At 42.7% G+C, this 16,291-nt stretch carries 15 protein-coding genes and 2 pseudogenes; 13 read left to right on the top strand and 4 right to left on the bottom strand.

Annotated elements, in window-relative coordinates:
* Positions 1 to 5: 5 nt before the first annotated feature.
* Positions 6 to 1,079 carry an iron ABC transporter permease gene (locus NST20_RS14720; protein ID WP_014096843.1) on the bottom strand — a complete coding sequence of 358 codons (1,074 nt, stop codon included), beginning with the start codon at positions 1,077 to 1,079 and terminating at the stop codon, positions 6 to 8.
* A 230-nt stretch (positions 1,080 to 1,309) separates the two neighbouring features.
* Between NST20_RS14720 and NST20_RS14715 the strand changes: the two genes are divergently transcribed.
* Positions 1,310 to 2,209, top strand: coding sequence for an SDR family oxidoreductase (locus tag NST20_RS14715; protein ID WP_342399749.1), 900 nt, complete (start codon positions 1,310 to 1,312; stop codon positions 2,207 to 2,209).
* 105 nt (positions 2,210 to 2,314) lie between these two features.
* On the opposite strand, the gene NST20_RS14710 is transcribed toward NST20_RS14715, so the two are convergent.
* Complete coding sequence (locus tag NST20_RS14710) at positions 2,315 to 3,517, bottom strand: AGE family epimerase/isomerase (protein ID WP_342399748.1); 1,203 nt, start codon at positions 3,515 to 3,517, stop codon at positions 2,315 to 2,317.
* A gap of 276 nt (positions 3,518 to 3,793) precedes the next feature.
* Here NST20_RS14710 and NST20_RS14705 point away from each other — a divergent pair, with 276 nt between their 5' ends.
* From NST20_RS14705 to NST20_RS14680, 6 genes are all read left to right on the top strand, one after another.
* Positions 3,794 to 4,855 carry a YeeE/YedE family protein gene (locus NST20_RS14705; RefSeq protein WP_046721781.1) on the top strand — a complete coding sequence of 354 codons (1,062 nt, stop codon included), beginning with the start codon at positions 3,794 to 3,796 and terminating at the stop codon, positions 4,853 to 4,855.
* A gap of 13 nt (positions 4,856 to 4,868) precedes the next feature.
* Positions 4,869 to 5,093, top strand: a complete 225-nt coding sequence (locus NST20_RS14700; protein ID WP_014096852.1) for a sulfurtransferase TusA family protein — start codon at positions 4,869 to 4,871, stop codon at positions 5,091 to 5,093.
* A 372-nt stretch (positions 5,094 to 5,465) separates the two neighbouring features.
* Positions 5,466 to 6,398 (top strand): Rpn family recombination-promoting nuclease/putative transposase, encoded by a 933-nt coding sequence (locus tag NST20_RS14695; RefSeq protein WP_342399747.1) that lies wholly within the window; start codon positions 5,466 to 5,468, stop codon positions 6,396 to 6,398.
* Positions 6,399 to 6,431: 33 nt separating this feature from the next.
* Positions 6,432 to 6,611 carry a hypothetical protein gene (locus tag NST20_RS14690; RefSeq protein ID WP_326241547.1) on the top strand — a complete coding sequence of 60 codons (180 nt, stop codon included), beginning with the start codon at positions 6,432 to 6,434 and terminating at the stop codon, positions 6,609 to 6,611.
* Between the two features lie 33 nt (positions 6,612 to 6,644).
* Positions 6,645 to 6,860 (top strand): hypothetical protein, encoded by a 216-nt coding sequence (locus tag NST20_RS14685; RefSeq protein WP_026104574.1) that lies wholly within the window; start codon positions 6,645 to 6,647, stop codon positions 6,858 to 6,860.
* A gap of 33 nt (positions 6,861 to 6,893) precedes the next feature.
* Entirely contained in the window at positions 6,894 to 7,085 is a 192-nt protein-coding gene (locus tag NST20_RS14680) for a hypothetical protein (protein WP_234969536.1), read from the top strand.
* 724 nt (positions 7,086 to 7,809) lie between these two features.
* Here the strand turns inward: NST20_RS14680 and NST20_RS14675 are convergent.
* Positions 7,810 to 8,433 (bottom strand): LysE/ArgO family amino acid transporter, encoded by a 624-nt coding sequence (locus tag NST20_RS14675; RefSeq protein ID WP_026684643.1) that lies wholly within the window; start codon positions 8,431 to 8,433, stop codon positions 7,810 to 7,812.
* A gap of 410 nt (positions 8,434 to 8,843) precedes the next feature.
* Here NST20_RS14675 and NST20_RS14670 point away from each other — a divergent pair, with 410 nt between their 5' ends.
* The 6 genes and pseudogenes from NST20_RS14670 to NST20_RS14645 all read left to right on the top strand — a co-directional run bounded on the left by NST20_RS14670 (position 8,844) and on the right by NST20_RS14645 (position 15,479).
* Positions 8,844 to 10,067, top strand: a complete 1,224-nt coding sequence (locus tag NST20_RS14670; protein ID WP_237349286.1) for an IS110 family transposase — start codon at positions 8,844 to 8,846, stop codon at positions 10,065 to 10,067.
* Between the two features lie 310 nt (positions 10,068 to 10,377).
* Positions 10,378 to 11,841 (top strand): PLP-dependent aminotransferase family protein, encoded by a 1,464-nt coding sequence (locus NST20_RS14665; RefSeq protein WP_029142985.1) that lies wholly within the window; start codon positions 10,378 to 10,380, stop codon positions 11,839 to 11,841.
* A 51-nt stretch (positions 11,842 to 11,892) separates the two neighbouring features.
* Positions 11,893 to 12,244 (top strand): annotated as a pseudogene (locus tag NST20_RS14660) (YeeE/YedE thiosulfate transporter family protein); the annotation flags it as partial.
* Between the two features lie 18 nt (positions 12,245 to 12,262).
* Positions 12,263 to 12,415 (top strand): annotated as a pseudogene (locus tag NST20_RS14655) (sulfurtransferase TusA family protein); the annotation flags it as partial.
* A gap of 533 nt (positions 12,416 to 12,948) precedes the next feature.
* The gene (locus NST20_RS14650; protein WP_029142983.1) at positions 12,949 to 13,647 is read left to right on the top strand and encodes a Crp/Fnr family transcriptional regulator; all 699 of its coding nucleotides are present in this window, start codon (positions 12,949 to 12,951) and stop codon (positions 13,645 to 13,647) included.
* 527 nt (positions 13,648 to 14,174) lie between these two features.
* The gene (locus NST20_RS14645) at positions 14,175 to 15,479 is read left to right on the top strand and encodes an IS1380 family transposase (RefSeq protein WP_061566667.1); all 1,305 of its coding nucleotides are present in this window, start codon (positions 14,175 to 14,177) and stop codon (positions 15,477 to 15,479) included.
* Between the two features lie 393 nt (positions 15,480 to 15,872).
* On the opposite strand, the gene NST20_RS14640 is transcribed toward NST20_RS14645, so the two are convergent.
* Entirely contained in the window at positions 15,873 to 16,088 is a 216-nt protein-coding gene (locus NST20_RS14640; RefSeq protein WP_029142982.1) for a transposase, read from the bottom strand.
* Positions 16,089 to 16,291: the final 203 nt, after the last annotated feature.

Below are 16,291 nucleotides of genomic sequence, written 5' to 3'. Positions count from 1 at the left end.
TTCCCTCAACCTCCAAATTGATAGCCTTTTTTCACAATCATATAGATAAAGAGTGGGGAGCCGATCACTGATGTAATGATGCCGATGGGCAATTCTACATTTTGGATTAGAATTCGGGACAAAATGTCCGCCCATATTAAAAAGAGCCCCCCTGAAAGGATTGTTGCCGGAAGCAGCTGTTTGTGATCTGCGCCGAAAATACCCCGGCAAATATGCGGAATGATCAGACCAACAAATCCGATTGTGCCGGCATAAGCAACCATCGTACCCGTTATCAATGCTGTGACCACCATGTAGAGCTTGCGGAATAAACTTAAATGAATGCCCAATGTGACGGCAGACTCATCACCGAGTAGCATCGTATTTAACACACGGTGCTGAAAAAGAAAAATCAAAGAGCCGATCAGGACCACAACAGACAAAACCGGCACCTTTTCCCAGCTCGCCGATGCAAGGCTTCCCATTGTCCAGAACGTAACGTCTTTAATCCCTTCTGCATTGTTGGCAAAGTAAATCACAAGGCTGGAAAAAGAACTGCACAATGCTCCGACAACGACGCCTGACAATACCAGTTTTACAGATGTTGCTTTTCCGCCAACACTTGACAAAAGCAATACTGCTACGGATGTTGCCATCGCACCCATAAAAGCGCCAAATGCAATGCTAAATGTGCCAAACAAGGCATTGCTTCCAAACCCGATCAAAATGACAATGGTCGCACCAAGCGTTCCTCCTGAAGAAATCCCGATAATATATGGATCAGCGAGCGGGTTTTGCACAACTGCTTGCATCACAATTCCGCACAAAGAAAGGCCCATCCCAATCAATAAAGCAAAAATAACTCTGGGCATTCTGATTTGATAAATGATATTAAAATAGGAGGAGTTTTCCATCCCTTTAATGTGCCCCATTTTGCCATTTGTCAGGACGTGCAGCAAAACATTCATTGATTTTTCAATTGGTATGTGGACCGTTCCAATTGAAACCGAATAAATGGCGGAAAACGCAATCATACAGATAAGGAGAAAGATAACAGGATAATAAATTTTCCCGATTACACCGTTGCTCGTCCCTTTCAAAAAAACACCTCCTTCAATAAGGTGCCATTATGATTGATTATACCCTTTAAAAGAATTTTTTAGCTGCCCATTAAGAAATATAACCGTGCTATATCCCCCACACGGCCATGTTTGCCCAGCTCCCGCATACCGGCGGATCGGGGCCATCCATTCTGCCGTTCCGAGCATAGAGCATTAACGTTATTTTTTCGCCTGAATACATTAAGGAAAATGGATAAAGAGGTGTAATCATGGATTCAAAATCTTCTTATTATGGATCAGAAATCAAGTGTGAAGAAGTCTCGAACACATTTCCGCCCCAGCACCAGACGAGGCAGCCGGGATTTGAATATTTGATGATTCCCCGTCCTGTTTATGACAATCCCCATTATATTGGAACAGGAAAACTGAACAACAAGGTTGCGATCATTAGTGGGGGTGACAGCGGAATTGGCAGGGCTGTAGCAGTGGCTTTTGCAAAAGAAGGAGCAGATATTGTCATTGCTTATTTTGATGAACATGAAGACGCCAGAGAAACGAAGCAGGCTATTGAGCATTTGGGGCAGCGTTGCCTTTTGATTCCAGGGGATTTGCGCAACAAAAACCACTGTCAGTATGTCATTGCCTGCACCCTTGAAACATTCGGAAAAATAGATGTTCTTGTCAATAATTTAGCGGTTCAATTTGTTCAAAACCGGTTTTTGGATATTAGCGACGAACAGTGGCATACGACGTTTGATACAAATTTGCATCCGTTTTTTTACATGACAAAGGCCGCACTTCCTTATATGACTGAAGGAAGCAGCATTATCAACACTGCATCGATTAACGCCTATATCGGCCGGAAAGATTTGATTGATTATACAGCTACGAAAGGGGCAATCGTCAGCTTTACGCGTGCGCTTGCTAATAACATCGTTGACCAGGGGATTAGGGTGAATGCGGTAGCCCCGGGCCCAATCTGGACACCGCTTATTCCTGCGACTTTTTCTCCTGATATGGTAAAAACGTTTGGAAATAACGTACCAATGAAACGCGCAGGCCAGCCTTATGAACTGGCTCCTGTCTATGTGTTGCTTGCTTCAAGCGACGGTTCTTATATCACAGGCCAGACTATTCATGTGAACGGGGGCGGTTTTGTCGCTTCATAACCGGGATTAGCTTTTGTCCGTATCCTAAAAAACCTGCTGCCAAATGGATTAACCTCCGTTTTGCTACGCTGTAGCTTTTTTACATGCAGAACCAGTGCCCAAACCCTATTCGGTAAGTCCGGATGGGGAAAAAGACGTAAGCGCGATGAGGCAATTCGTTACAGGATGGTAATCTGTTTTGGGCGGCGGGCTTTTTATATTGCTGTAACGGCGGTTGCACGGATTAAGCAGTTGATACCAGCCGCCTCTTTGTTGATCAACAAAATAGGTCCAGCAATAGGTAAACAGATCACGATACAGTTGCAAGGCATTGCGGTCAGATGCGGCTAGCAGGGATGATGCACCGATCGCTTCAGCCATGACCCAGTAATATTTATCACAATCGATCATACGCCCGCCTGGAGCCATGCTGAAAAAAATGCCTCCATTTTTCCGGTCCAAGCCCAAGTGAATAGCGGATTGGAATAAAGATTGTGCCACCGGTTTCCGCCAATTGCCTGGAGCAAGCCGATCTAATAACAGCAACAGCTTGCTCCATTCGATCGAATGGCCGAAAATAAAGCCATAAGGATGAAGCTCACTTTTTGTAATGCCGTAATTGTACGTCCAATCGATCGTCCAATCTTCATGATAGTGCTCCCAAATCAGCCCACCTGACTGGGGGAGAAGGCGAAACATGACCGACTCGGCAATGCGTTCTGCTCTTTCAAGATACCGCTTGTTGCCGGTTGCTTCATACGCTGTCATCATCGCTTCGCACAGATGCATATTGGCATTCTGTCCGCGATAAGGGGAGACTTCTGACCAGTCGGCTGAGATTTCATCAACATACAGCCCCTCATTTTCCCTCCAAAAATGGCGTTCCAATACTTCAAACGTCTCCGCAATCATCGGAAAAGCAGATGATATGCCTGCTTTCGCTGCCATCGCTGCGGCTAACAAAACAAAGGCATGGCCATATGCTCTTTTCACTGAATGGGATACAGACTGGCCCTTTAATTCCCAATAATACCCGCCGTGTTTGTGGTCGCGCTGGTGACGCTGCAAGAACGAAATGCCATGTTCCGCCAGTTCCCGGTACGCTTGGCCGGGCTCCAGCAACGCCGCCACACTGAAAATAAACACAAACCTTGCCTGGCCTACAAGTTGTCTCGTTTCATAATCGCATACTGTGCCGTCATCAAGAAAGCAGTTGATATATCCGCCGGACACTTTGTCTATACAGCGCGGTGCATAAAAGTTTACCGTATCCAAAATATGCTGTTTCAGAAAACGGGTGGATGTAAAATTCGGCAATTTTTGCTCCATCTTCGCATCACTCCTTATAAAAAGTACTTTATGATCCGCTTGCGGCAAATATGAGAGCAGCAAACGGCAATAAGCAGGGGCTTTGCTGCCGGTCTAATGCCGGAACCCGCAAAATATGGAGGCGTACTTTGAGGGGGCTTTTTGTAAACGCCGTAAAAGCAAACCTGGGCTGGGAAAATTTGTGGTGTCCTTTTTTGGTGTCTAACACTTGAAAATGGGGCGGAATATTACTATAATTAATCCCATAAATTTAGTGAGGATTAAAGGGGGAGTTTTATGCTTTTAACAGGGTTAATTTGCGGGGCATTGCTCGGCTTTGTGATGCAAAGGGGCAGGTTTTGCCTGACGGGCGGCTTCCGTGATATGTATATTGCAAAAGACAATCGCATGTTTTATGCGCTGTTAATTGCGATCGCCGTTCAAAGCATCGGAGTTTACGCACTTATTCAGCTTGGCATGATCAAATATGCTGCAGGCACATTCCCGTGGGTTGCTGCTATCATTGGTTCATATATTTTCGGGATAGGGATTGTCATGGCCGGCGGCTGCGCAACCGGGACATGGTACCGTGCCGGCGAAGGGCTTTTGGGCAGCTGGATCGCGCTCTTTGGCTACATGGTCATGAGTGCCGTGATGAAATCCGGCGTGCTTTTACCGGTAACCACTTCCCTTCAGTCCGTACAGCTTCCGAAAAACGCGATTGCAGATACACTGGGGATTAACATTTGGATCATTATCGCAGTCTTTTCCCTGATTGTACTGACCATTTTAATCAGGGAAATGCGGAAGCCGAAAGTGGCGGTTCCGGCGATGAAGGCAAAACGCAAAGGGCTTGCGCATCTTTTGTTTGAAAAACGCTGGCACCCGTTTTTTACAGCAGTACTTATCGGACTTATTGCGATTTTAGCGTGGCCTTTAAGCGAAGCAACCGGAAGAATGGATGGCCTCGGGATTACAACGCCGACTGCCAATCTTCTGCAGTTCCTTGTAACGGGTGACCAAACATTTGTAAACTGGGGCGTTTTTCTCGTGCTCGGCATTTTTCTCGGTTCTTTTATCGCCGCAAAAGCGAGCCGCGAATTTCGTTTTAGAATGCCGGATGCAAAAACGGGTATCCGCAGTTTCTTTGGCGGTATTTTGATGGGATTCGGCGCCAGTGTCGCAGGCGGCTGTTCGATCGGCAACGGCCTCGTCAAAACGGCAATGATGACATGGCAGGGCTGGTTTGCACTGCTGTTTATGATATTTGGCGCATGGACGGCTTCCTATTTCATGTTTGTCCGCCCGCAAACAAAGCGCCAAAAAACCGCGGCGAAAACGGCTGTCACCACTGCATAAGGAGGAATGGAAGATGGAAAAAGTATTGGAAGTCATGGGCCAGGTTTGCCCATTCCCGTTAATCGAAGCAAAAAAAGCCATTGAAGAAATTCAGCCGGGAGATGACCTTGTCATCCATTTTGACTGCACGCAAGCAACGGAAAGTATCCCGCGCTGGGCAGCTGAAGCAGGCCACACTGTCACAAACTTTGAACAACTTGATGAAGCAGCATGGACGATCACAGTCCGGAAAAAATAAATCTTGATTTCTAACGCAGGCTGTCTCACAAGGGGCAGCCTGTTTTTCGGTGCGCCGTGCATGGCTGCTTGGCGCTCGCCGATGAAATTTGAGCAAGGAGAAATCTTGGCTATCGATGCTCGACAGGCTTGTAGTGGGTCTCAAGAAGGCTGGTTTATAAAATCTGCGGCGTTTTCCATGGGTAACGTCTATTTTCACGGAAATCAGCGGAGACCTCTGAAATATAGTCGCGTTTTCACACCCATCTACGTTTTGGGTCAAAAGACGAAAAATTTTGAAATCATCATTTTTGTCGAATTGGTGTTCCCTTCATTTCAAAAATGTTGTATAATAAAAACGGAATAGTTTTAATACTTGAAAAGGGGGAATGGGATGGATAATCGGACAGGGCGCAATGAATATGACCGTCATTGGAAGCGGGTTATTCATTCGCTGTTTGAAGATTTTGTTGCGTTTTTTTCACCAGGCTTGTATGAGATGATTGATTGGGACAAGCCACCTGACGACCTGGATAAGGAGTTCCAAAAGCTGAATCCGGACGGCAAAAGCCGTGACCGGGAAGCAGACGGGCTTTTTAAAGTGTATTTGAAAAATGGTAGCGAACAGTGGATACTTGTCCATATCGAAGTGCAGGGGTGGAAAGATACTGGTTTTGCAGAAAGAATGTTTCAATACTTCTACCGGATTTTTGATGCGTATGATAAAAAGATATTTGCGCTTGTGATTTACACCGAAGATTACTCCGAAACGTATACCCCACCCCGTTATGAATACAACTTTTTCGGGACAAAATTGAATTATGAATACAATGTGTATAAAATAGCGGAACAAGATGAAAATGAATTGTTGCAATCGACTAATCCATTTGCTTTTGTAATCCTTGCGGCAAAAAAAGCCCTGTATGGAAAAACAGCTGCACAGCCAACCAAATTAGAATTGAAAAAGCAGTTGCTCCGGGTTTTAGCTGTTATGAAAGATCGCTTGCAGCTCGATAAAAAGGATTTACTGACACTTTTCATTTTCATGGACCACATGATAAAACTCGAAAGTCAATACCAACAGGAGTTTAACCAGGAAATCAAAAATTGGGAGGGCGGCACGATGATAACGTATGAAGATGAACTAAAGCAAGAAGCAAGAAAAGAAGGAAGAGAAGAAGGTAAACGAGAAGGAAGACAAGAAGAAAAAATTGAAATTACCCGAAACCTTATTAAACTTGGGATACCACTCGATTTTATCAAAAAAGCAACAGGCCTTTCCGAAAAAAAGGTCCTTGAAATAAAGGAGAAGTTGGAAAAGGAATAAGGGCTGATGGCTTTGAAACGGGAGGGTGGCACGATGATAACGTATGAAGATGAACTAAAGCAAGAAGGAAGAGAAGAAGGGAGACAAGAAGAAAAAATTGAAATTACCCGAAACCTCATTAAACTAGGGTCATCCCTCGATTTTATCAAAAAAGCAACAGGCCTTTCCGAAAAAAAGGTCCTTGAAATAAAGGAGAAGTTGGAAAAGGAATAAGGGCTGATGGCTTTGAAATGGGAGGGCGGCACGATGATAACGTATGAAGATGAACTAAAACAAGAAGCAAGAAAAGAAGGAAGAGAAGAAGGGAGAGAAGAAGGTAAACGAGAAGGAAGACAAGAAGAAAAAATTGAAATTACCCGAAACCTTATTAAACTTGGGATACCCCTCGATTTTATCAAAAAAGCAACAGGCCTTTCCGAAAAAAAGGTCCTTGAAATAAAGGAGAAGTTGGAAAAGGAATAAGGGCTGATGGCTTTGAAATGGGAGGGTGGCACGATGATAACGTATGAGGATGAACTAAAGCAAGAAGCAAGAAAAGAAGGAAGAGAAGAAGGGAGACAAGAAGAAAAAATTGAAATTACCCGAAACCTTATTAAACTTGGGATACCCCTCGATTTTATCAAAAAAGCAACTGGCTTTTCTGAAAAAAAGATCCTTGAAATAAAGGAGGAGCTGGAAAAAGAATAAGGCGAATGGTATTGAAACGGGAGGGCGGCACGATGAAACGTATGCGGATGAACTAAGATAAGAAGGGAGAAAAGAAGAATTGCAAAAGCTAGCGGAATTGGAAATACCGATACTGATCCAACAACTAAAGATCAAACGTTCTTCAACTGATCAAGCTTTAACAGATGACACCTTTACATTAGGATGACACGACTTCAGACCAAACAGTTACTAACGAAACCAACACTGACAATGTTCGTTCAGAAGTTGCTCCAACTGCTGTTAGCGTAGTCCAACATGATTCATATGGAAATCCTATTTCGCCAACGTCAACATTAGCAACAACAATTAATTTTCTTAATAAAGGTTACACAACAAATGTACGTATTGCAACGGGAGCGACTTTGGAAGTGGAGCAAAGAATCCATTGTTAACAACGTCTTTTACTCCACCGTTATAATCAGAGGCCGTCTTTTTGCCAATGTTGATCACGAGACGGCCTCTGACTTTTCAAGTTCTGGTTGGTCATAAAACCAATATGCGGATACTGCTGCCTTCCTCCGCAAAATAATATTTGTTCAAAAGCCGTATGCTTAATAGGACACATAAGGTTTGAGGGTAACCTCCATTTTAATGCTCCTTTGTAAAATGAACTAAACATTGCTACTTTGTTGCCGGCTGCAAAAAATCATCATGCAAATGGATGAACTTGTCAATGTAAAAACTTCAGTTCATTTTATATTCTTTATTTAAATAGCGAGATGATTAGCTCTTTCCCAATGAAGATAGCAACTAGCCAAATTATAAGTGCAGACAATTTGTTCAACCGAATCATCCATTTACCGGTTGTGTCTACCCTACCTAACACGCTACCTGCTACAGCTAAACTAAAAAACCATATCCAGGACACACCTATACAGGCTATTGTAAAAACAAGTTTATCTAAACCAGTATAGCTTATTGAATTAGAACCGATCACCCCAATTGTGTCCAATATGGCATGAGGATTTAATAAGGAAACAGAAATTGCAAAAGTCATTTGTTTTTTTGCTGACATCTTACTTTCTACTTGTTCGTCCTTTGAAGGAGCAGATTTCCAAATCGACCATCCCATGTAAATTAAAAATAAAAACCCAATCCCATAAACAATGGTTTGAAGCCATGAAAATGATAAAACAATAACTGAAACACCTAGAATGGCCAAAGTAATTAAGATTGTGTCACAAACTGCTGCTGTGATTACTACTGGTAGAGCTTTTATAAGATTTGATTGCAAAGCACCTTGGTTAAAGACAAAAACATTTTGTGGACCTAAAGGTAAAATGAGACCAAAGGCTAAAACAAATCCATGTAAAAATGCTTCTAACATCTTCTCCCTCCTCGTATAATAAGTTTAAATCCAAAGTGGATGTCAATTTCCAGTTCATTCTGCTGCTCATTGACAAGTGAATATAAGATTTTGTATTCCGGGCGAGCCCGGAATACAAGTTCGGACTTGGACGCTTCGCGATGTTCCCGGATAATGGTCTTAGGATCGTTTGGGTCAATGCTTCCCCTCCTTGTAGCCTGACTACTCGAAAAGTCTGCATCCCCAGGTTCTTGCTTGAACGTCTAACCCGTAGGCCGTTCCTCCGGATCTCCGTGCTGGAAATGAGCAGTTCCAGGCAGCCCACGGCCCGGATGAGTTCTCATACGCGAGGCTGACAGATCGGCAAGCCATCTGGGGATATCCCGAAGCGTCCGATTCCATCGATCCCAATACAGAGAGGAGGAAATCATATGCCCTTATTTGTCGGTATTGACGTGAGCTCCAAAAACCTCGATGCCTGCCTGATGGATGGAATGGGGGAAACGTTAGCCACCCAAACGGTGACAAACAATCTTCCCGGTGCCTCTGAGTTAAGAGACACCATCCTCCAACATGCGGAGGCGGATGACACCATCCAGATCGCCATGGAGGCCACATCTGTGTATAGTTGGCACCCGGCAATGTTTTTCCATGAAGATCCCGAGCTGAAACAGCGTCGTACAAAGGTGTTTACCCTGAATCCGAAGCTGGTGAGAAATTTCAAAAAGGCTTATGCCGAGATGGACAAGACCGATCCCAAAGATGCCTGGGTAATTGCGGACCGCTTGCGTTTCGGGAGATTGCCGAAATCCGTGATTCAGTCAGAACAATACCTTGCCCTTCAACGGTTAACACGGATGCGCTATCACCTGATTCAAAGTTTAACCCGGGAACAACAGGTATTTTTGAATCATCTGTTTTTCAAATTCAGTGCCTTTAACCTTGAAGTGGATACATCGGTCTTCGGCCATGCCATAACGGAATTTTTGCTTGAGGCCTATAGCCTCGATGAAATTGCCCAAATGCCTCTGGAGGACTTAGCGATGTATCTCCAGACCAAAGGCCATGGCCGCTTTAGCGATCCCGAGGATTTGGCCGCATCCATCCAAAAAGCTGCCCGGTCCTCTTACCGGCTTTCTAAATGTGTGGAGGATTCGATTGACTTGGTCCTGGGCAGTTCTATTGAGATCATCCGGCATCTTAAACGCCAAATCAAGGATTTGGATAAGGCGATTGCCCGCGTTCTTGATGGAATCCCGAATACCCTCCAGACCATTCCGGGAATAGGCCCGGTGAGCTGTGCTGGGATTCTCGCTGAAATCGGCGACATTGAGCGCTTTGACGACCAAGCCGCGATCGCAAAATTTGCCGGATTGTTCTGGCCCCGCCACCAATCGGGTGATTTTGAGGCTGATGACAAAATGCTTGCGCGTACAGGCAATCGTTATCTCCGGTATTACCTGGTTGAGGCTGCCAATCTGGTCCGGCGACACGAACCTGAGTACCGCGCCTTTTACCAAAAGAAATATCGTGAGGTGCATAAGCACTCACACAAACGCGCCCTCGTCTTAACGGCAAGAAAACTGGTGCGCCTGATCGATGCGCTGCTCCGCAACGATCAAATTTATGCGCCGAAAAAGAAGGTGACGCGATGAGGTAACCAGGTAACCATCATCGATAGCCTGAACTTGAAAACTTCCAGATTATTCCAATTGTCTGGAGGCTTAGTTCAGTATTGCCATTTTTACGACATAGAGCCAACAAAATTTCCAATTCACTTGTTTTTAACCCTTGACATCACACCGTAGGACTTTCAAAAAGAAAATTCAAAGGGTAACTCCTTATGATTGATTAACCTATGACTATTTTAGAGGAGAATCCCCCATATGTATCCATCCAAATTTGATGGATATTAAACCAACCAAATTTTATAATGAAAATATAAAATGGATGGGAGAAAAAGACATGCAACATTTAGAGTGGAAACCGAATAGGTCGTCTTCAGTTGCTTTATATAAGCAGATTGAAAAGTACATAAAAGATAAGATTATAAACGGAGAATGGACTGTCGGTACAAAAATACCTTCACAGAGGGTACTAGCCGAGACATTTGGGGTGAATCGTAGTACCGTCGTAACAGCATTGGATGAATTAACTGCCCTTGGTTTAATCGAAGGAAAAACCGGGGGTGGGACAAAAGTGATAAATAATACATGGAATCTGTTAGTATCCAACCATCCTCCCGACTGGAACTCGTATGTGAAGGCAGGGAGTTATCAACCCAATTTACCTGCAATTCAAGATATTAATGAAGCAGAATTCAGGCCAAATATCATTCGTTTAGGAACCGGAGAACTTTCACCGGAACTATTACCGTATAAAAAAATGCAAGATGTATTCCAGAGACTTCCTAATAGAATGGCCTCATTAGGATACGAAGAGCCAAAAGGCGACTTGTTTTTAAGACAGCAACTAACGGAACACTTAAAAAAGATAGGGATTAATGCCTCTCCCGCATCGATATTAATTGTCTCAGGAGCGCTTCAAGCATTACAACTGATTTCCATTGGTCTATTAAATAGGGGGTCAAATATTTTACTTGAAAAACCCTCTTACCTGTATTCTGTTCAAGTATTTCAATCTGCTGGTATGAGATTATATGGAGTGCCAATGGATGAGACTGGTCTTCAAACGTCATTAATCAAAAAGTATAAAAAACAATATAATGCTTCCTTGTTATACACGATCCCCTCCTTCCATAATCCAGCAGGGGTACTGTTGACGGAAGAAAAACGAAAGCAACTGATGGCGATATGTGAACAGGAGAGTCTTCCTATTATCGAGGATGATGTTTATCGTGATTTATGGATCGATTCTCCACCCCCAAATCCTTTAAAGAAAGAGGATAAGAATGGAATGGTTTTGTACCTAGGAAGTATGTCAAAAACAATAAGTCCAGGGTTAAGAATTGGGTGGATTGTGGGGCCGGAAGCTGTAATCGAACGACTTGCAGATATAAAAATGCAAACAGATTATGGTTCAAGTTCATTATCTCAATGGGCAGCTGCCGAATGGTTTTCTAGTGGCTTATATGATGAACATATGTGTTATATTAGGGAACAGTTAAAAATTCGTCGTAACGCAACGGTTCGGTCACTCGAGAAACACTTTACCGATATCGCTACGTGGAATTTTCCAAAGGGGGGATTCTATGTCTGGGTCCATCTCACTCCATCTTTATCGATTCGCGAACTTTTTGAAAAAGCATTAAAAGAAGGGATATTACTTAATCCGGGAAATCTGTATGATCGCGATGCAATACAGTACTTGCGAATTTCCTATGCTTATGCACCTTTATCCGACATTGAAGACGCCATTGCCCGACTAGCCATTATAGTCAAACAAATAGCAAAAGAAACAAAACAATAGTAAGAAAGACGGAAAGTTCTCGCTTTCACGAGCTGCCGATAGTGGTAACCGTTCCTTGTAACGGGCGACCAAACGTTTGAAGAACTGGGGCGTTTTCTCGTGCTTGGCATTTTTCTCGATTCTTTTATCGCCGCAAAAGCAAGCCGCGAATTTCGTTTTAGAATGCCGGACGCAAAGACAGGTATCCGCAGTTTCCTTGGCGGGATCTTTGATGGAATTCGGCGCCAGTGTCGCAGGTGGCTGTTCGATCGGCAACGGCCTCGTCAAAACGGAAATGATGACATGGCAGGGCTGGTTGGCACTGCTGTTTATGATATTTGGCGCATGGACGGCTTCCTATTTCATGTTTATCCGTCCGCAAATAAAGCGCCAAAAAACCGCGGTGAAAAGGCCGTCCCCATAGCGTAGGGAGGAATGCAAGATGGAAAAAGTATTGGGAGTCATGGGCCAACTTTGCCCGTTCCCGTTAATTGAAGCAAAGAAAGCCATTGAAGAAATGCAGTCGGGGGATGACCTTGTCAGCCACTTTGACTGCACGCAAGCAACGGTAAGCATCCCGCGAGCTGAAGCAGGCTAAACTGTCACAAACTTTGAACAACTTGATGAAGCAGCATAGCGATTACAGTCCGGAAAAATAAAATTTTTAAACAATTTATTGTAATTGCTTTCATCTCCATTCTTTATCTTTTATAATCATTAGTAGAGGAATTTTTGGGCTGCTCGGGAATATTGCTGTTTGAGCCTCTCAGGTTTATGGTTGGCTGATGACCATTGTAAAAACCACCAGACAAGGACTTTTAGAGCCAATATAAATAGAGGTTGATGAATAAGCGAGATTCTCAGAATTGGCAAGGATTCTTAAGATTTTGCAGAACTTTAACGCAAGAGTTTTAAAGAAAATACAGAAAAAAATGCGATTGAAAGCTATTTCGATGGTTAGAAGAGGACAGAATCCCCCCTTTTGCAAATATCTCTTCTATTGGTGGTAAACATTAAAACCGGCTTGCTGGGAGGATCGGATAAATTGCCAAAATCCGATTCGTTCAGGTTGCCCTAAATAGGGAATAAATAAAAAGTATAATAAACGATGAAACGGAGGTCTGTATTATGTATACAAACAAAATTATAAACGAAGAAATATTCAATTTTATTTCAAAAAAAGGGCGTTCCTGTTTCTATGAAAAAGGACAGATCATCAATATGGATACGGAAAAGCAATCTTTTATATATGCTCTGATAGATGGCTATATGTTTGTTAAACAGTTATCATGTCAGGGGAAGGAACTAATCATAAAAATCATGAACCCTGGCCATTTCTTTTTGCTAGATATATCCGACTATGAAAGTATCAATTACCAATACTTTGCATTAGCAAAAACAGATTGCCGTTTGGTAAAACTAGTTAAAGAAACTTTCAGTAAGGCGATAGGCGATAACAAGATGTTAAAAGAAAAATGGGAGGAATACATTTACAATCAGGTAAACAAAAAGAATCTTATAATAAGAGACTTTACTTTATTTGGGAAAAAGGGAACACTGTATTCAACATTAATTCGTTTAGTAAATACATGTAGTGTTCCAAAAGAACATGGATATAAAATTTTATTAAAACTTTCTCATGAAGAACTAAGCCAGATTTGTGGAACAACACGTGAATTTATTTCAAGAAATATGAACCAGTTAAAAAAAGACGGAATTATTTCATATGATAGTGTGGATCATTGTATTATCGTCAAAAATATAACCTTTTTAAGGAATTACATACACTGCGAATCTTGTCCTTTACATTATTGTGAACTTTCATAGAGAATGGTAAAATATTCACTTTTTCACTATTTAAATTGAGCAAACGGCATAGTATTGAATCCTTAACTCAAGCTATTTGCAATTACTTTTTTGACTTTTCGAGACACTAACTGTGATTGTTTTGCGAAAGTAGGATATTGCTTACGGACTCAATTTTGAAGGTGCGTGGCTTCCGCTGCTTGCCTTCAAATGGCGTTGCTCCACAGCTCATGGATATATCCACGGTTTTCATTTCAACAAGTCAAGAACAGTAGGATAATGATTCTGACAGAGCTTTAACGAAATTTTAAAAGCAATGGTTTAAAACTCTGGACTCGGAAGCCATTTTAATGGAGGAAGAAGAGAAAATTAGCCTGTCCTTGCAAATATCTCTCCGATTGACAAATATTGAAGTAGAGCTTTCTGATTAAATTTTTATCCTGAATTACGAAAGTAAAGCAGAAGCATAATATAAAAAGATGCCCCGAACCTCTGGTATAATTGGGTTTGAAGAAAACTACCAAACCAGAAAGGAGGGCACCTTTAAGGTGAATTATACCATCTCTGTCTCGAAAATCAACTATGCGTTTCATTTAAAGAAGAGTACGCATTTTAGCGGGCTGCTCCCGATTTTGCAGTTTCTGGAAAGAATGAAGATTGAACAGACCTTCCGGGATTTTGACTGCTTGAAAAATTATAATGCCCAGTATCCTTTAAGCAAAATCTTTGTATACCTGATGATTGGCTGGCTGGCCAATTGTTCCCGGCTGTTCCATTTCCGGACTTTGCAGGATGATCCTTTAATCAGGGCTTTTATGGGCGGGAAATGCCCGCACTATACCCTTTTAAATAAGGACCTGTTAAGGCTGGAAAAGATGGAGCAAGCTGATCTTGAATTCAAAGAACGCATGCTGGATCTGATTGAACCCTGGATGGACAAGGAGCTCATTCTAAATTTTGATTCAACCGTGGAAACCGTCTATGGAGATCAGGAGAATGCGGAGGTTGGGGGAAATCCCCACAAACCGGGGAGAAAAAGTTACCACCCTCTTCTTGTGTTTGAGGGGAGATCCCGTCTTTGTTTAAACGCCAAGCTTAGAGAGGGAAATTCCCATTCTTCTCAAGGAGTAACCGACTTTGCAGAAGAAACTTACCAGTTGCTTTCTCCCCATTACCTTATTCGTTATGCCCGTTTTGATAAAGGGTTCGGCGGAGAACCGTTCTACAGTTACTGGGAAAAACGAGGGATCGGTTACACGGGCAAACTGAAGTGGACATCGAGGCTGAAGAAAAGGGTTGAAGACGATGATTCACCGTGGATCCGCTATGTTGATGACGGATTGACCGTGATAGAGGGAAAAGCCGTTGATTACCAGGCAAGTACCTGGGAAAAGCCAAGAAGAGTTGCGGTCATTCGCAAAGCGGACAAGTATGAAGAAAGCCAGCTTCAAGCTTGTGATGCTCTCTGGAAATATGAAGCGATTGTGACAAGTATGGACTGGGAACCGATTGATATTTGGAGATTCTATAACCAAAGGGCTTGCATGGAAAACTTTATCAAAGAGTCAAAATACGGATTCTCAATGGACAAGATTTCAACGCATTCATTTGACGCCAACCAAATGGACTTACTGATTAAACTGCTGGCCTACAATTTATTCGAGATCTTTAAAAAAGAACACTGTCCGCCAGCGTATCGCTCCTATACGATCAGGCGGTTCCGGAGAGAATTCATCTACGCCGCTGGCGTACTGGTCTGTCACAGCCGGCGTGTCATTTTAAATATTTGTGAAACATACGTCAATAAAAAGGCGTTCCGGCAAATGATCCAAAGTGTACGGCTGATTGACTGAACGTGGCGAATGAAACGGAATACTGGAAATTGAAATGCCCGCAAATGTGGGGAGGGGGAAAGTATGACCTTAACAACCCGAAAATAGCCACCACAGTTCCATATTTGGTCCATGTTTCCATTTTACTTACGTATAATTCCAATTTACAGGATTTTATCTAGTGCAATTTTGCACTTTCGTAATTTGGGTTTATAAATGATTCTTTCAGGAAGCCCTACTTATATAAAAATAAGCGGACCTTTTCGGTACGCATCACAAATAGCCGCTTATCATGGATTTTTTTGCAAATCAACGGATATTTTCCACTGCCTGGATCGTTTTGACCAAGACAATATTGGTTTAAAATTTCCGGATTTCTATGAATTTCTAAATTCGGTAGTTCCGTTAGTAGTTTCACAAGGTACCAATAGAAACTATCCCATTTGTTTTCGCCGTTTCTGCGATACTTAAACAGATGACGTTTACTTTTGCACCGGCCTCGCATACGGATAACAGCCAATTTTTTCGGCCAATGACATTCGGACGGATGGCGTTTTCAGCTAGATTATTATCTATTTCAATTCGTCCATCATTCAAAAACGCTTTTAGTCCATTCACTCTATTGAGCATGTATTCTGCTGCCTTTGTAAGTGCGCTCTTTCGTTAAAATGACGATTTTTCCACCCGTCCAGAAACTTTTCGACAATTGGCCTCGAGTGGCGATTTTTTCTTCGTTTACTCGGAGGCAAATGCTTGAATTGCCTTTCGAGTTAGAATAAGTCATCCCAGTATTGAACTCTACCTCTTCACGTACGAGAGTGCTGCCGATTTCG

Source organism: Weizmannia sp. FSL W8-0676 (assembly GCF_038593015.1).
In the GTDB taxonomy this organism is placed as follows: Bacteria; Bacillota; Bacilli; order Bacillales; family Bacillaceae_C; genus Weizmannia; species Weizmannia coagulans.
Note: the sequence above shows the minus strand (reverse complement) of the source record. Positions and strands in the feature narration are given on the sequence as shown.

Bases quoted from the DNA above. Each gene is read 5' to 3' on its own strand.
- NST20_RS14675 (WP_026684643.1), bottom strand. From the start codon at position 8,433: ATGTTAGAAGCATTTTTACATGGATTTGTTTTAGCCTTTGGTCTCATT.
- NST20_RS14700 (WP_014096852.1), top strand. From the start codon at position 4,869: ATGGAAAAAGTATTGGAAGTCATGGGCCAGGTTTGCCCATTCCCGTTA.
- NST20_RS14680 (WP_234969536.1), top strand. From the start codon at position 6,894: ATGATAACGTATGAGGATGAACTAAAGCAAGAAGCAAGAAAAGAAGGA.
- NST20_RS14690 (WP_326241547.1), top strand. From the start codon at position 6,432: ATGATAACGTATGAAGATGAACTAAAGCAAGAAGGAAGAGAAGAAGGG.
- NST20_RS14685 (WP_026104574.1), top strand. From the start codon at position 6,645: ATGATAACGTATGAAGATGAACTAAAACAAGAAGCAAGAAAAGAAGGA.
- NST20_RS14650 (WP_029142983.1), top strand. From the start codon at position 12,949: ATGTATACAAACAAAATTATAAACGAAGAAATATTCAATTTTATTTCA.
- NST20_RS14710 (WP_342399748.1), bottom strand. From the start codon at position 3,517: ATGGAGCAAAAATTGCCGAATTTTACATCCACCCGTTTTCTGAAACAG.
- NST20_RS14665 (WP_029142985.1), top strand. From the start codon at position 10,378: ATGCAACATTTAGAGTGGAAACCGAATAGGTCGTCTTCAGTTGCTTTA.
- NST20_RS14705 (WP_046721781.1), top strand. From the start codon at position 3,794: ATGCTTTTAACAGGGTTAATTTGCGGGGCATTGCTCGGCTTTGTGATG.
- NST20_RS14640 (WP_029142982.1), bottom strand. From the start codon at position 16,088: ATGCTCAATAGAGTGAATGGACTAAAAGCGTTTTTGAATGATGGACGA.
- NST20_RS14715 (WP_342399749.1), top strand. From the start codon at position 1,310: ATGGATTCAAAATCTTCTTATTATGGATCAGAAATCAAGTGTGAAGAA.
- NST20_RS14670 (WP_237349286.1), top strand. From the start codon at position 8,844: ATGCCCTTATTTGTCGGTATTGACGTGAGCTCCAAAAACCTCGATGCC.
- NST20_RS14695 (WP_342399747.1), top strand. From the start codon at position 5,466: ATGGATAATCGGACAGGGCGCAATGAATATGACCGTCATTGGAAGCGG.